Genomic DNA, 16109 nt, shown 5'->3' with positions numbered 1-16109 from the left:
CGGCGCCAGCCAAAAAATAAAAACGGACCCGAAGGCCCGCTCAAAACAACTCATCATTCATCAAGCCCCCGCCCAAGCGTGGGCAAGCCATTAATCACCGGTCAGCTCAGTTATGCCAACAATTACCACACAAAAAGCCCCCACGCAGGAGCGTGGGAGCCCTTTACTCGTATTCCGACAGCGGCAAACAAGAACAAATCAGATTCTTATCCCCATACACATTGTCACCCGAGCCAGCGGCACCGAATATTTACACGAGGTTATCGTGGTCGGTGAGCTGCTCTCTTATACATATCTGCATACCTCGGGCTTTTGCTTTTAGAGCAAGCTCAGCTTGCGTCGGGTCCCATGTGTAGCGGACGAGTAGCGCAGGATTCTTCGGGCTTCGAGCGAGGGTAAATGACGGTAGCGAAGCTAGCAAAAGCACCGCTTTTGCAGCCATTTACGACACGACCTGGAAGTCGTGGCAGGAACTCAGCTCCATGGATGGATTCTTGGTACTTACACTTTCGTACTCATTTAGTTAGCACCGGCCCGAAGAATTTGAGCAACACAGTGGACCCGTCAGGGACGCGGAGTTGGGTGTCTTTGGGATTGTTAAGGGTGTTGGACAAGCAACACCCTTAACCCTTGCGCGGGAAGGCTCCCGCAACCCCTCGGCGCCCGCCGAAAACAAAAACGGGCCCAAAGGCCCGCTCAAAATAATTTTCTATTTAATAGAAGCTCAACAGCGCAAGCTGTTACTCATATTCAGCCTATCTATTCATACTCCGACAGCGGCAAACAAGAACAGATCAAATTCTTATCCCCATACACATTGTCCACCCGCGCCACCGGCGTCCAATACTTACTGTCTTTCAATGAAGCCACCGGATAAGCGCCCTGCTCGCGGCTGTAAGCGCGCTCCCACTCGGCGGCCAACAAACACTTGGCCGTGTGTGGTGCAAAGTGCAGTGGGCTCGCTTCGTAGTCGATGCTGCCCTGTTGGATATCGTCGATCTCTTTGCGGATGGTGAGCAGGGCTTCGATAAAGCGGTCCAGCTCCTGGAGCGATTCACTTTCGGTGGGTTCGATCATCAGGGTGCCGGCCACCGGGAAGGACATGGTGGGGGCGTGGAAGCCGAAGTCGATCAGACGTTTGGCGATGTCGTCCACCGTTACGCCGGTAACGTCCTTTAAGGGGCGCATATCCAGAATACATTCGTGGGCCACCAGGCCGGCGTTGCCGGTGTAGAGCACGGGGTAGGCGCTCTTCAGTTTGTGGGCGATGTAGTTGGCGTTGAGGATGGCCGACTCGGTGGCCTGTTTCAGCCCCTCGGCGCCCATCATGCGGATGTACATCCAGGTAATGGGCAGAATGCTGGCGCTGCCGAACTGGGCGGCGGAGACGGGGCCGACGCCGTTGCTCTCGGTTTGGTGGCTGGCGTGGTTGGGCAGGAATTTGGCCAGGTGCGCTTTCACCGCCACCGGGCCGACGCCGGGGCCGCCACCGCCGTGGGGAATACAGAAGGTTTTGTGCAGGTTGAGGTGGGAGACGTCGCCACCAAATTTGCCGGGCTGGCAGAGGCCGACCATGGCGTTGAGGTTGGCGCCGTCGATATAGACCTGGCCGCCATGCTCATGAACGATGTTGCACACCTCGGTCACCGACTCCTCAAACACGCCGTGGGTGGAGGGGTAGGTGATCATAATCGCCGCCAGGTTCTGGCTGTGCTGCTCCGCTTTTAAGCGCAGGTCGGCAACGTTGATATTGCCCTGGTTGTCGCAGGCGACCACTACCACCTTCATGCCGCACATCTGCGCCGAGGCGGGGTTGGTGCCGTGGGCGGAGCTGGGAATCAAACAGACGTTGCGGTGGCTCTGGCCGTTGGCACGGTGGTAGGCGCGAATGGCCAAGAGGCCGGCGTACTCACCCTGAGAGCCGGCGTTGGGCTGCAGCGAAATGGCGTCGTAACCGGTGATGGCGCATAGCTGGGCCTCCAGCTCGGTGATCATCTGCTGGTAGCCCTGGCTCTGCTCAAGCGGCGCGTGCGGGTGCAGGTTGGCGAACTCCGGCCAGGTGATAGGGATCATCTCGCTGGTGGCGTTGAGCTTCATGGTGCAGGAGCCGAGCGGGATCATGGCGCGGTCGAGGGCGATGTCTTTATCGGAGAGGCTGCGTAGGTAGCGCAGCATTTCGGTTTCGGAGTGGTAGCGGTTAAAGACCGGGTGCTGCACCGCCGGGCCCTGGCGGCGCAGCCCTTCGGCCACCGCCCAGTCGGCGCTGTTGAGCAGCTCGGTGACATCCAGGCCGTGGCCCGGTTTGAAGAGTTCCAGCAGCGCTGCCAGGTCGGCGGCTTCGGTGGTCTCATCGACGGAGATACCCAGCTGCTCGCCACTGATCACGCGCAGGTTGATGCCGGCGGCGGTGGCGCGGGCGTGGATGGCGCTGGTGTCGGCGCCGGTGGCGATGGTGAGGGTATCGAAGAACTGCTGGTTGACCAGGCTGAAGCCGAGCGCCTTCAGGCCGTTGGCGAGGGCGGCGGCACTGGCGTGCACCTGTTTGGCGATAGCGGCCAGCCCCTCGGGGCCGTGGTAGACGGCGTACATGCTGGCGATGATGGCGAGCAGTACCTGGGCGGTACAGATGTTACTGGTGGCCTTCTCGCGGCGGATGTGCTGCTCGCGGGTTTGCAGGGCCAGGCGCAGGGCGGTGTTGCCGTCGGCATCTTTCGAGACGCCTACCAAGCGGCCGGGCATGGAGCGTTTGTAGGCTTCGCGGGTGGCCATAAAGCCGGCGTGGGGGCCGCCAAAGCCCATGGGCACGCCAAAGCGCTGGCTGGAGCCGATGGCGATATCGGCGCCCAGTTCGCCGGGGGATTTCAACAGCACCAGGCTGAGAATATCGGCCGCCATGGCGACTAACGATTTCTGTTCGTGGGCCTGAGTGATCACCGCGCTGTAGTCGCGCACGTCGCCGTCGACACCGGGGTATTGCAGCAGCACGCCGAAGCAGTCGTCGGTTAAATCGCTGCTTGGGTCGCCGATTTTAACGCTGATCTCCAGTGGCTCGGCGCGGGTCTGCACCACGGCGATGGTCTGCGGCAGGCAGTTGGCATCGACGAAAAAGGTGTTGCCCTTGTTTTTGCTCATGCGCCGGCAGAGGGTCATCGCCTCGGCGGCGGCGGTGGCTTCATCAAGCAGCGAGGCGCTGGCGATATCCATGCCGGTGAGCTCGGTGATCAGGGTTTGGAAGTTGAGCAGCGCCTCCAGCCGGCCCTGGGAGATCTCGGGCTGGTAGGGGGTGTAGGCGGTGTACCAGGCGGGGTTCTCGAGCAGGTTGCGCAGAATCACCTTGGGGGTGTGGGTGCCGTAGTAGCCCTGGCCAATAAAGGAGCGGTTCACCTGGTTCTGGCCGGCGATGGCCTTCAGCTCGGCCAGGGCCTGGGTTTCACTGGCCGGTGCCGCCAGCGGCGTGGCGTTGGCCTGGCGAATGGCGGCCGGTACCACCTGCTCGATAAAGGCGGCCATGCTGCCGTAGCCGAGGGCCTCCAGCATCTTCTGCTGTTCCTGCGGGTTGGGGCCGATGTGGCGGAAGGCGAAGTCGTGGCGACGGGTGTTATCGGACAACAAGCTCATGGGCATTCCTGCTAAAAAGTGTGTTCGGTGGTTGGGCGCTGGCCGCGCGGGCGGCCGGCCGGGTTGATTCTATAAATAGGCGCGGCCGCACGAGCCGCGCCGACGCACTAGCCCCGGAAATAACGTTGCGGCACAAACGGGGTTTTGGCGACGGCCAGGGGGATCTGCTTGCCGCGCACCAGGACGTAGACCTCGCTGCCGACGGCGGCGTGGGCGCTATCGACATAGCCCATGGCGATGGGTTTATTGAGGCTGGGGCTGAAGCCGCCACTGGTGATAACGCCAATCACCTGGCCACTGGCATCGACCAGCTCCGGGTGGCCGCGCACCGGGGTTTTGGCCAGTATCTCGAGCCCTACCCGCTTTTTGCTGACGCCGGCCTGTTGCGCGGCGAACAGGGCCTCGGCACCCATAAAGCCACCCGGGCGGCTGCCCTTGGCGCGGCGGCTGGCGGAGATGGACCAGAGCAGGTTGGCTTCGGCCAGGTTGGTGGTGGTGTCCATATCCTGGCCGTAGAGGCAGAGGCCGGCCTCCAAGCGCAGGGAGTCGCGCGCGCCCAGGCCGATGGCTTCCACCTCGGGCTCGGCCAGCAACTTTTCGGCAAAGGCGGTGGCCTGCTCGGCGGGGATGGAGATCTCGAAGCCATCTTCACCGGTGTAGCCGGAGCGGGAGATGAAGCAGTCGATGCCATCGATGGTGAGGCGCTGGCTCTGCATAAAGGTCATGGCAGAGGCGTCGCTGCTGAAGCGGGCCATCACGGCGGCCGCCTCTGGCCCCTGCAGGGCGAGCAGGGCGCGCTCGGCCAGGTAGGTGACGCTGCTGGTGGCCAAGTTGGCCTGCAGGTGGGCGATATCCTGGTGTTTGCAGGCGGCGTTAACCACCACAAAGAAGAGGTCGTCGGCCCAGCGGGCGATGATCAGGTCGTCGAGGATGCCGCCCTGGGCGTTGGTGAAGACGCCATAGCTCTGCTGGCCGATGGCCAGGCTCTGCAGGTCGACGGGGATAAGGCTTTCGAGCTCGGCGGTGGCGTTGGCACCTTGCACCAGCACCTGGCCCATGTGGGAGACATCGAACAGGCCCGCGTGCTCGCGGGTGTGTAAGTGTTCACCTTTGACGCCCAGTGGGTATTGCACGGGCATATCGTAGCCGGCAAAGGGGACCATTTTGGCGTTGAGTGAGAGGTGCAGAGCGTGCAGCGGCGTGGTGAGCAGAGCAGCGTCGTCAGACATAACCGGGCCTCGGGCAGGAAAAATAAGGGCCAAATTTTACTCGCCCTGGGCCAATAAGTTGAATTAATAGTTATAATCCGCCTATTTAAAATATAAATAGCTAACCGCCTATTTGAGGGCCGCCCCATGCGCAATCTGCCCACCGACCTGCTGCGCACCTTTGTCACCGTGGTCGACAGTGGTGGCTTTACCGCCGCCGCCCAGCAGCTGGGCCGCTCGCAGCCGGCCATCAGCCTGCAGTTGAAGCGGTTGCAGGACCTGGTGGGCCAGAAGCTGCTGGCGCGCAACGGCCTGCCGATAGAGCTCAACAGCCAGGGGCAGCTGCTCTATCAGTACGCCAAGCAGATATTGGCGCTCAACGACCAGGCCCTGGCTCAGTTTGAGACCACCGCCATTATCGGCAAAATCCACTTTGGTATTCCCAGCGAGTTCGCCACCACCCTGCTGCCCAAGATCGTCGGCCGCTTTGTGCGCGCCTACCCCAACATTACCCTGGAGGTGACCAGCGCGCTCAGCAAGGAGCTGTTGGCTGACCAGAAGCGTGGCCAGTTTGATCTGATTCTGGCCCTGCACGACGACCCGGCCAGCGCCGGCGCCAATCTGGTGAAGGAGGAGGAGCTGGTGTGGGTGGGCAATGGCCGCGAGAACCTGGAGCAGCTGCCGCAGCTACCTTTAATAGTGGCGCCGGATGGCTGTGTTTACCGGGGCCGGGCGCTGCGTTCGCTGCAGGCCAGCGGCCAACCCTGGCGGGTGGTCTACACCAACCCGGACTGGTCTGGCATTACCGCCGCCATCGACGAGGGGCTGGGGGTAACGCCACTGGCGAAGAGCACGGTGCCGGAGAACCTGAAAATCCTGAAAGCCGGCGGCGCCCTGCCGGAGCTGGGCCGGGTGGGGGTGAGCCTGACCCGCCCGCGCGGGCGCCACACCGAGGCCACCCAGCTGCTGGCCGATTTCGTGTCGGCGTCGTTAACGCTCACTCGTTAACAGTCGCTCGTTAACCGTCACCCGGTAACCCTCCTCTTGCTAATCCTCTCTCGCTAACGCCAGCCGGTTAATCGCCGCTGTGTAATCGGTCCAACCTTTTGCAACTGGCAGGAGTCAAAGCGCTTTGCGTTTTGTAAGATGGGGCTGGTCGCACACCATCTAAGGATAAAACCATGATCAAGGTGTATGGATTTGGCCCTAACTTCGGGCTGCCGGACCCTAGTCCGTTTGTTGTGAAAGTGATTACCTACCTGAAGATGGCCAAGCTGCCGTTTGAGTACAACGGTGCCGGCCTGGCCAATCTGCGCCACTCCCCGCGCGGCAAACTCCCCTTTATTGAAGATGGCGACGAGGTGATTGCCGACTCGTCGTTAATTTTGAAATACCTGGAGCGTAAATACAGCGTCACTTTGGATGATGGCCTGAGTGCCGAGCAGCGCGCCAGTGCCTTTCTCTACAGCAAAGCGTTGGATGAGTTCTACTACTGGATTGTGGTCTACAGCCGCTGGCTGGCCGACGATAACTGGCCGGAGATGAAAATCCGCTTTTTTGGCCAGATGCCGCGCCTGGTGCGTTCGCCGATGGCCAACATCGCCCGCCGCTCGGTGCGCAAAAGTCTGCACGCCCAGGGGCTGGGGCGCTTCAGCCAGGCGGAGCTGCTGTCGATGGCGGCGGCCACCTTGCAGAGTTTATCGACGCTGTTGGCCGACAAGCCCTACTTCTTTGGCCGCGAGCCGAGCAGCTTCGACGCCATCGCCTATGGCTCTCTCTCGGCGGTGGCGCAGTCGGAGTTTCAGGGGCCATTTGTGGAGCAGGCGCTGCAACACCTGAACCTGCTCGACTACTGCGACCGGATTAAGGCGCAGTATTTTACCGAGGCGGATGAAGCCGCCGGATAAAAGCGCCAGGGCTCAATCAATAAGCACAGCGGCCCAGGGAATTATGCGGAAGTGGGCTGCAACTTCGTTTTACTAAACTGAAATAATTCATTTGCCAATGGCCTGTTGGCCGCGACAGTGGCAAAACAAATTAACCTGGCCGACACAGGCTAACCATTGCGGCCAGGGAAAAATTCATTAGCGATAGGACTGACCATGTTGCGCAGAGAAGAACAGAAAAAACCGACATTGAAACAGCGAATTCTACCCTGGGCCTGGACACTGCTGGCGAGTGTCAGCAGCGTTGCCTGGCAGGCCGAAGCCATTGCCGAAACCGAAGCCCAAACGCCGGTGGTGGCCTGGGATTTAACCGATATCTACGCCGACGATGCCGCCTGGGATAACGCCCTGGCCGAATTGAAGGCGAGCATCGCCACCCTGCCAGAGTTAAAAGGGAGCCTGGGTAAAAATGCCAAGTCCCTGGCCACGGCCATGGAGACCATCAACGAGGCCAACAAAACCCTGGCGCGCATCTACAGCTACGCCAACCTGATTCTCGACACCGACCAGCGCGACAGTGCCAGCCAGGAGCGCATGGCCAAGGTGCGCGCGGTGATCACCGACTACAGCGAGGCCACCGCCTGGGTGGAGCCGGAGGTGATCACCGTCGGCGGCAAAAAGATTAATAAATTTATCGCCAAGGAGCCGCGCCTGGCGCCCTACGATTTTTACCTGACCACCATCATCGAAGACTCCGCCCACCTGTTGGATGAAGCCGGTGAGGGGCTGCTGGCCTCGGCCGGGGCGGTGCTGTCGGCGCCGAACGATATTTACGAACTGCTGGTGAATGCCGATGTGCCCTGGCCGGAGGTGACCCTCTCCACCGGCGAGAAGATTTTGCTCAACCAGGCCGGTTACGCCCGTGCGCGCAGCTACCCCAATCGCGCCGACCGCAAGCTGGTGTTCGATACCTTCTGGAAAGTGTGGGACGACTACAAAGACAGCATCGGCATGATTTTAAATACCGAGGTGCAGGCCAATGTGTTTATGGCCAAGGCGCGCAAGTATGACTCGGTGTTGCAGCAGCAGCTGGAACAGGAGCACCTGCCGGAGGCGGTCTATCGAACCTTGGTTGCCGAGGTCAACAGCAGCCTGCCCACCCTGCACCGCTACTTTAAACTGCGCGGCAAAATATTGGGCATTGATGATCTGCGCTACTACGACATCTACCCGCCGCTGGTACAGCTGGATGAAAAATTTGATCTGGCCGCCACCAAAAAAATCACTCTGGAGGTGTTAAAGCCGTTGGGTGAGGAGTACTACGCCGACCTGCAAACAGCGGTGAATGGCAACTGGGCCCATGTTTACCCACAGCCGGGTAAACGCTCCGGCGCCTATATGAATGGCTCCGTCTACGATGTGCACCCCTATGTGCTGTTGAACCACAACAACGATTACGATTCGCTCTCCACCTTCGCCCACGAGTTTGGCCACGCGGTGCACTCTATGCTCGCCAATGAGGCGCAGCCTTTTGCCAAGGCCGACTACTCCACCTTCACCGCCGAAATCGCCTCCATCATCAACGAAATTTTGTTGGAGGAGTATCTGATCGAGCGGGCGGAAACCAAAGAGGAGAAACTCTTCTACCTGGGCCAGGCGCTGGAGTCGGTGCGCGGCACCTATTTCCGACAAACCATGTTCGCCGAGTTTGAATTAAGTATTCACGAGGCGGTGGAGGCCGGTGAGCCGTTGACCGGTGCCAAGCTGTCGCAGATGTATGGCGAGCTGCTGCGCAAATACCACGGCGAGGCGCAGGGTGTGCTTACCATCGACGACGTCTACACCAATGAGTGGGCTTACATTCCGCACTTCTACTACGATTTTTATGTCTTCCAGTACGCCACCTCTATGGCCGGTGCCTCCTGGTTTGCCGAGCAGCTGCTGGCCGGTGATACTCAGGTGCGCGATGCCTTTGTTGAGGTGTTGAAGGCCGGTGGCTCCGACCACGCCTACAACATTTTGAAAAAGGCCGGTTTGGATATGACGCAACCGGAGCCCTACCAGGCCACCGCACGCCGCATGAACGATATTATGGATCGTATCGAGGCGCTGCTCTGAGTGCGCTGATGGGCGGAGCGCGAGAAACAGGCTTAAGCCAAATTATTTTTGCGCGTTAACTTAAAACCCGGCGGTGCAGCACCGCCGGGTTTTTTTATACGCCGTTTAATTTTGACTGTTGTTGTCACTATTTTTGTAACTATCGTTTTGAATGTTGCTGCGATCGGTGTTGCTGCTATTTTTGTGATTAGTGCTGTGGTGCAATTGTGTGCCACACTTAGTGCGCCCGTTTGTTCAGTAGCCCAGTTTGACCATCCCAATCTAACCACCCCTCCCCTGCCCATAAGGAAAAATAATGGCCAGTTATTTGCGACGTACCAAAATTGTTGCCACCGTCGGCCCCGCTTCGGCCAGCGCCGAGATGATCGCCAAGCTGCTCGATGCCGGCGTTAATGTCTTTCGCATGAACTTTTCCCACGGTTCGGCCGAGGGCCATCGCCAGCAGGCGAAAATTATTCGCCAGGTGGCGGAGGAGAAACATCGCAACGCTGCCATTTTGGGTGACCTGCAGGGGCCGAAAATTCGGATTGGCGATCTGGTGGCCGACACCATTGAGCTGGTCAACGACAGCGAAATTACGCTCACCATCGACGACAACAAACCCAAGTCGACCACCTGCATTGGTGTTGGCTACAAGGCGCTGCCACAGTTTGTGACGGCCGGCGATACCCTGCTGCTCGACGATGGCCTGCTGCGCCTGGAGGTGTTGACGGTGGACGCCACCGACGTGCGCTGCCGGGTGATTGAGGGTGGCATTTTAAAACCGCGCAAGGGCTTAAACCGGCTGGGCGGTGGCCTCTCGGCGCCGACCATTACCGAAAAGGATTATCAGGATCTGCAGCTCGCCATTGAGCTGGAGCTCGACTATTTGGCGGTCTCCTTCCCCAGCTGCGCCGCCGACCTGCAGCCGGTGCGCGATGCCCTCAATGCCGCCGGCGTGGCCACCGGCATTATCGCCAAGATCGAACGGGCCGAGGCGGTGGCCACCGATGAGGTGTTGCGGGCATTGATCGACGCCAGCGACGGCGTGATGGTGGCGCGCGGTGATTTGGGGGTGGAGATTGGCGACCCGCAGTTGATCGGCACCCAGAAAAAGATCATCCATTTTGCGCGCAAGGCCAACAAGCCGGTGATCACCGCCACCCAGATGATGGAGTCGATGATCAACCAGCCGGTGCCCACCCGGGCCGAGGTGTTTGACGTCGCCAACGCCGTGCTCGACGGCACCGACGCGGTGATGCTCTCGGCCGAGACCGCCGCCGGTAAATTTCCGGTGCAGGTAGTGAAGGCGATGGCGGCCACCTGCGTGGGGGCGGAGCAGCATCCGGATGTGCGCATCTCCGGTCACCGCATGGATCAGATCTTTTCGGGCATCGACGAGACGGTCGCCCTGTCGGCGATATATGCCGCCAATCACCTGCACAATGTCGGCGCCATCATTTGTTTGACAGAATCCGGCCGCACGGCGTTGATCATGTCACGGCTGAGTTCGGGGTTGCCGATTTACGCCCTCTCCCGACACCGCGTCACCTGCCGCAAGATGGCCCTCTACCGGGGTGTTAAGTCGATCCATTTCGACGTCACTGCCCACGGCGACGACATCTATGCGGTGGCGCTGCAAACCGTGGCCGAGCAGCAGGATGCTTTGGATCCGGGGCAGAGTGTGGTGATCACCTGTGGTGATATCAGCGGCAGTGGTGGCCAGACCAACCACATGAAAATTCTGCAGTGGTTACCTGAGCGGGATTAAGGCTGGTGGCGCCGCACTAAACGGGGTGTAATGTGGTTAAAGAATCATCAGATTGGCGCCTTATGCAACATTAGTCTGAGCAGCATGGTTCTTTAATCCACTTTGGTCGTTTTCTGTGCCAGTGGAAAAATCTAATAATATTCAAAGGGATAAAAGAGAGGGTAGGCGCAATTTCGAGAACTTTTGTGCAGATGCAGCATCGTTAAAAGTAATCGAAATAAAAACGGATTGTCGATATAGGAAAACAGCTTTACTGCTCCCTTGTTTGTCGTCAAATCTCGCCTTACCCTACGTACCTTCTTCAATAGTGTGATCTTCATCACGTTTTTCTTGTGGTCCAAACAAGCATCACAAGCGGTTGTAGTTTCAGCTGTAGAACTCGGGATAGTCGTGTTGGAAGATGAAAAGGAACAATAAGGAAGTGGTCAATGACAATTGCCAGGGAAATACCTAGCCAAATAATGGACTCGCTGCGTTACCCAGGTAGCGACGCCAGAATCTCACACAAACGACTGCTGCAAACTCACTCCAGCATCTACCAGTGGATTGAGTACGGCCTCTATCTGGTGGCCGGCGTGCTGCCACTGATCGTTCACCTGCAGTTGGCCGACACCCAATTCTCCACCCAATATCGCTACCTGCTGGTGATTGCCAGCTTGATGATGATGTTGATCTACCCAAGCTTTGGTATTGGCCGCCGCAGTGTCTCCGGTGTGGAGGGGCTGAAACGGCTGGCTAAGGCCTGGGGTACGGTGCTGCTGTTGCTGGCCGCCGTGGGCTTTGTTACCAAAACTTCTGAATCTGTCTCCCGCGAGGTGCTGGTCTTCTGGGCGATCAGCAGCTACTGCCTGCAGGGCCTGGTGAATGTGCTCTGCGTGCGCGTCAAACGCTATACCCGCAAAGTCTCCAGCGAGCGCTGCAGCTCGGTGATTGTTGGCTCCGGCGATATCGTCTATCAGCTGGCCTCACGCATGGCCGGTAATATCTGGCTGGATGAACGACTGGTAGCCGTGTGCGACTTCGCCAACAGCGCGCGCAGCTACGACCTGCCCGACGGTGTGCGCTCCATCTACAACTTCGATGACCTCAGCAGCCTGATCGATCGCAAGCAGGTGCGCCGGGTCTATATCGCGCTCAGCCTGAAAGAGACACCACACCTGGTGGAGCAGTACAACGCCCTGAAAGACAAGCAGCTGGATATTGTCTGGGTGCCGGATATCTACGAATTTGAACTGCTCAACCACTGCGTACGCGAGATGGCCGGCCTGCCGCTGATCACCCTCAACGAAAGCCCCCACTACAGTGGCGCCCGCAACTTTGTGAAAAGTCTGATGGACCGCGTGGCCGCCGCTATGCTGCTGGTGCTGTTGAGCCCGGTAATGGTGACCCTGGCGATTTTGGTGAAACGCTCCTCCCCAGGCCCCGCGTTCTTCAAACAGGAGCGCGACGGTTGGGATGGCAGCACGTTTAAAGTCTATAAATTCCGCAGCATGTACCAGCACCAGCCCGAGAACCTGGTGCAGCAGGCTACCAAAGATGACCCGCGCATCACGCCCATTGGCGCCTTCCTGCGCAAGTCGAGCCTGGATGAGCTGCCGCAGCTGATCAACGTACTGTTGGGCAATATGTCGTTGGTGGGGCCACGGCCGCACGCGGTCTCTCACAACAACTACTACAGCGATAAGATTAAGCAGTACATGGCGCGTAGCCGCGTCAAACCCGGGATGACAGGCCTGGCGCAGATTCGCGGCTTCCGTGGCGAGACCGCCGACATTGCCGAGATGGAGGCACGGGTGCGCTGCGATGTGGAGTACATCAACCGCTGGTCGCCGCTGCTGGATTTGAAAATTCTGCTGTTAACCCCCTTCAAGCTGATCTCTAAAAAAGCCTACTAGGCCGGCCGAGTCAGCCCCCCAAAAAAAGGGTATAGAAAAAACACAAAGAAGCGGGCACGTTAGCCCGCTTTTTTTGTTGGCTGTTGATTTTTGGCCGATTGCTCGTGCTTTTAACTAGTTGCCGGCGGCCTCGGCAAAGGTGAGCTGCCAGTAGCCCACATCCCACCACTGGCCGAATTTAAATCCCACCTCACTGAAATGGGCGACCTTGGTCATGCCCATGGTTTCGTGCAGTTTCTGGCTGGCGCTGTTGGGCAGGGTGATGCCGGCCACCACCGCGTGGCAGTGCCCCTCCTGGCGCAGCCGCGCAAACAGCGGCTGGTAGAGTTGGCGGCCCCAACCCTGGCCGGTGTGCTGGGGGTGGAGGTAGATGGTGGCCGCCACGCTAAAGCGGTAGGCGCTGCGGCTCTGCCAGAGGCTGGCGTAGGCGTAACCGATAATCTCGCCGGCCGCCTCCGCCACCAGCCAGGGTAGCCCCTGCGTCGCCACGCTGGCGACCCGCTCGGCCATCTGCGCGTGGCTGATGGCCTGCTCCTCGAAGGTAGCCACGGTCTGGGCAATGTAGTGGTTGTAGAGGGCGGTGATGGCGGCGTGGTCGCTGTCGGTTACGTTGCGGATCATGGCTTCCTCCCTGAAAGTGTTGTGGCTGTTGGCCGGGTTCGTCCGCTAGGTTAGCCCGTTTAATTGGATCGCTTATTTAAGCCTCGGGGAAAAAGGGAAAAACCCAGGGCGCGGTGACCAGTGTGGTGAGGTAGGTTAGCAGCAATAGTGGCACACCGACTTTGACAAAATCGATAAATTTGTAGCGGCCCGGGTCGACCACCAGGGTGACCACCGGGGTGGCCACCGGCGTGGAGAAGGAGGAGGAGGCGGCGATCAACACCGCCACAGCAAAGGGATAGGGCGAAGCGCCAATACCGGTGGCGGCGTAGACGGCGATGGGGGCCATCAGCACCGCGGCGGCGGTGTTGGAGAGTACCAGGCCGATGCTGGCGGTAATGAAAAAGAGCAGCGTCATCAACAGATAGGGGCCGGAGTGGCTGCTGGCCGCCACCAGCAGATCGGTAATTAACTGGGTGCCACCGGTCTTCTCCAGCGCTCGCGCCATGGGCAGCATGCCGGCAATGAGTACCAGGCTGCTCCAGTGAATGGAGCGGTAGGCCTCCTCCATGGTTAAGCAGCGGGTAAAAATCGCCGCCAACGATGCGATAATCACCGCCGCCACCAGCGGCACCACTTCAAACAGCGTCAGCAGGACAAAGGCGAGCAGAATCAGTAGCGAGATGCGCATATGTTTCCTGGAGCTGACCGGCTCGTGATGTTCGCTTGGGTATTCGGTGATGACAAAGTCGTAGCTTTTGTTGGCTAAAGTTTTCAGCTTGGCCCGTGGCCCCACCACAAACAGGCTGTCGGCGGCGTGCAGGGGGACGTTTTCGAAGTCCTCCACGGCGTGAAAGTTACGGCGCATACCCAACACATGCACACCGTAGTCGCTGCGAAAACCAATTTCGCGCAGGGACTTGCCCAACAGCTGGGACTCCGGGTGAATCAGCACCGCGGCGCCGGAGTTCTCCCGCATCCAGCGCTGTTGGTCGATCTTGCCGGGGGCGACCGCCGCCAGCTTCTGCTCTTCAATCAGCTGATCAATGGATGACTCCGGTCCCACCAGGTACAAAATATTCCTGGCCACGAGTTCGTAATTGGTTTGCGGGATGACGATGGTGTCGTCGTGGGAGCGCATGGTCTGCACCACGCCGACAATGCGCAGGTGGTAGCGGGTCTCGAGCTGCGCCTCGGCGATGGTTTTGCCGACCAGGGGCGAGCCGGGTAACACTTTCACCTTGCGGTAGCCGGCATGGGGGCTGTGCAGTTGCCACAAATCCTGCAGGCTTCTGGTATAGGGTTGATCGCTGCCGCGAGCCTGGCGGGGGCCGAGCATAAAGCGGCCGGCCAGCAGTATGTAGATGAGAGCCACGCTAAACACCGCCAGCCCCACCGGCGAAAAGCTGAAAAAACCAAAGCCGTCGAAGCCGGCGCTCTTCAGCTGTTGGTGCACAATAATATTGGGGGTGGTGGCGATGAGGGTGAGCATGCCGGAAATTAACGAGGCGTAGGAGAGCGGGATCAACATACGCGAGGCGTTGAGACCGGTGGCGGCGGCGATGCGCAGCACGATGGGAATAAACAGCGCCACCACCACGGTTGAACTCATTACCGAACCAAGCAGTGCGGCGCCGGCCATCACCAGCGCTAACAGGCGTGCCTCGTGGTTGCCACCGCGGCTTAGAATCCAGTCCCCCACCGCCCGGGCGACGCCGGTGCGCGAGAGCATTTCGCCAATCACCAACAGGCCGGCCACCAGCGCCACCACTGGGCTGCCAAAACCCGAGAGCGCCTCATCCACACTCAACACGCCGGTCAGCATTAAGGCCAGCACCGCCAGCAGCGCCACCGCATCAAAGCGAATACGGCCACTGGCCATCAACACACCGGCGGCAGCGATGAGCACAAAGACGAGAGTGGTATCGCTGAACATGGAATCTTTCCTATGGCTGGTGCGACTGGCAGGTGGTTAATGGCTAATGCGCGGCGGGCCAAAACAGTGCTGAGCAGGTAGCGCTGGCCGATAAGCGAGGGGTGCGGCGCGAAAAATCATAGCGCATGGGGTGGCCCTTCGCCAAATAGGAGGGCTGAGGATAGACGAAAGTGAAGCCGTTAACGGCCGGCGAGCAGCGTACCGGTGGCTTGGATTGGGGTTAGCGCCTGGCCTTTAGAGAGCCAGATGACCAGGGCCGTCTGTTGTTGGCCGAAGTCGGGGATGGCCGGCAGGCTCAGCTGCCAGGTCGCTGGGCTGTTGGCGAGGGTGTTGGAGGAGGGGCTGGCGGATGACGAGTCGGCTTGCCACTGTTTGAGTACCACAAAATCGTGGGCCAGGTGGCGGCTGCGGTTTTCGCCGGCGGTGACCTGGCTGCTCAGTCCCAGCCCCAGGTAGGCCAGGTGCAGGGTGTAGTCGCCCGCCCGCACAAAACTGACCTGTAGCAAATTGTCGTTTAAAACACCCTTTAGAATGCCCGGCAGTTCGCTCGGCGCTGTCGGTAGCTGGCCGTGGCTTTGAAACCACTGGCGCCACTCCTGGCCGTTAACCACAAAGCCTGGAGTGTAGACCGAGTGCAGCCGGCCTTGCTGGGCGTAGCGCCGCTGCCGGGCCGAGTACTGCGCCTGGGCATAGGGGTCACGCCAGCCGATGTAGTCCCAGTAGTCGACATGAAAGGCGAGCGGCACCAGGCTGGTAAAGAGCTCGGGGCTCTCTTTAAACTGCGACAGCCAGCGGTCGGCGGGTGGGCAGCTGGAGCACCCCTCTGAGGTGTAGAGCTCGATCACCTGGCTGGCCTGCACCCGGCTTTGAAACTCGACACCACTGCTGCTGTGCGCCAGCAGCAGGGCGGCGGCCAAGGCCAGCAGTTGCCTAACCGGCCGCCGGGGTTTGCGCCTGTTTGCGACCAATGGCGGCTGCCGGGTGCTAGAGAGTTTGGTAATCGTCATGGTGTAAACCTGGCGGGTAGCAAAGAGAATGTCAGTATAATGAGCGCGGCCAAGCGCACAGTCACAAATTGATCATATTTCAGACAAGGCT

The 16109-nt window shown here is 59.7% G+C and carries 10 protein-coding genes; 5 read left to right on the top strand and 5 right to left on the bottom strand.

The annotated features are described in order from the left end of the window. Positions 1-759 precede the first annotated feature (759 nt). Both gcvP and gcvT read right to left on the bottom strand, forming a co-directional pair. The gene (gcvP, locus tag SBL51_RS18295) at positions 760-3624 is read right to left on the bottom strand and encodes an aminomethyl-transferring glycine dehydrogenase (protein ID WP_411860496.1); all 2865 of its coding nucleotides are present in this window, start codon (positions 3622-3624) and stop codon (positions 760-762) included. A gap of 101 nt (positions 3625-3725) precedes the next feature. Then, a complete protein-coding gene (gene gcvT / locus SBL51_RS18290) occupies positions 3726-4847 on the bottom strand; it encodes a glycine cleavage system aminomethyltransferase GcvT (RefSeq protein ID WP_317932554.1) in 1122 nt (373 codons plus the stop codon). A 126-nt stretch (positions 4848-4973) separates the two neighbouring features. On the opposite strand from gcvT, the gene SBL51_RS18285 reads away from it, so the two are divergent. The 5 genes from SBL51_RS18285 (at position 4974) to SBL51_RS18265 (ending at position 12475) form a co-directional block, all read left to right on the top strand. After that, positions 4974-5834 carry a LysR family transcriptional regulator gene (locus tag SBL51_RS18285; RefSeq protein ID WP_317932553.1) on the top strand — a complete coding sequence of 287 codons (861 nt, stop codon included), beginning with the start codon at positions 4974-4976 and terminating at the stop codon, positions 5832-5834. A gap of 173 nt (positions 5835-6007) precedes the next feature. Then, positions 6008-6733 carry a glutathione S-transferase family protein gene (locus SBL51_RS18280; RefSeq protein ID WP_317932552.1) on the top strand — a complete coding sequence of 242 codons (726 nt, stop codon included), beginning with the start codon at positions 6008-6010 and terminating at the stop codon, positions 6731-6733. Positions 6734-6928: 195 nt separating this feature from the next. Next, on the top strand, positions 6929-8830 hold the full coding sequence (gene pepF / locus SBL51_RS18275) for an oligoendopeptidase F (RefSeq protein WP_317932551.1): 1902 nt from the start codon (positions 6929-6931) through the stop codon (positions 8828-8830). A gap of 295 nt (positions 8831-9125) precedes the next feature. Beyond that, entirely contained in the window at positions 9126-10580 is a 1455-nt protein-coding gene (pyk, locus tag SBL51_RS18270) for a pyruvate kinase (protein ID WP_317932550.1), read from the top strand. Positions 10581-11008: 428 nt separating this feature from the next. Next, complete coding sequence (locus SBL51_RS18265) at positions 11009-12475, top strand: undecaprenyl-phosphate glucose phosphotransferase (RefSeq protein ID WP_317932549.1); 1467 nt, start codon at positions 11009-11011, stop codon at positions 12473-12475. 114 nt (positions 12476-12589) lie between these two features. On the opposite strand, the gene SBL51_RS18260 is transcribed toward SBL51_RS18265, so the two are convergent. From SBL51_RS18260 to SBL51_RS18250, 3 genes are all read right to left on the bottom strand, one after another. Continuing rightward, positions 12590-13096, bottom strand: coding sequence for a GNAT family N-acetyltransferase (locus tag SBL51_RS18260; RefSeq protein WP_317932548.1), 507 nt, complete (start codon positions 13094-13096; stop codon positions 12590-12592). 76 nt (positions 13097-13172) lie between these two features. Further along, positions 13173-15011: an SLC13 family permease gene (locus tag SBL51_RS18255; RefSeq protein ID WP_317932547.1), complete on the bottom strand. Its 1839-nt coding sequence runs from the start codon at positions 15009-15011 to the stop codon at positions 13173-13175. A gap of 179 nt (positions 15012-15190) precedes the next feature. Continuing rightward, positions 15191-16018, bottom strand: coding sequence for a DUF1223 domain-containing protein (locus SBL51_RS18250; protein WP_317932546.1), 828 nt, complete (start codon positions 16016-16018; stop codon positions 15191-15193). Positions 16019-16109 lie beyond the last annotated feature (91 nt).

The organism is Halioxenophilus sp. WMMB6 (genome assembly GCF_033283405.1).
Classification (GTDB): domain Bacteria; phylum Pseudomonadota; class Gammaproteobacteria; order Pseudomonadales; family Cellvibrionaceae; genus Halioxenophilus.
This window is presented reverse-complemented; position numbering and strand designations above follow the sequence as displayed.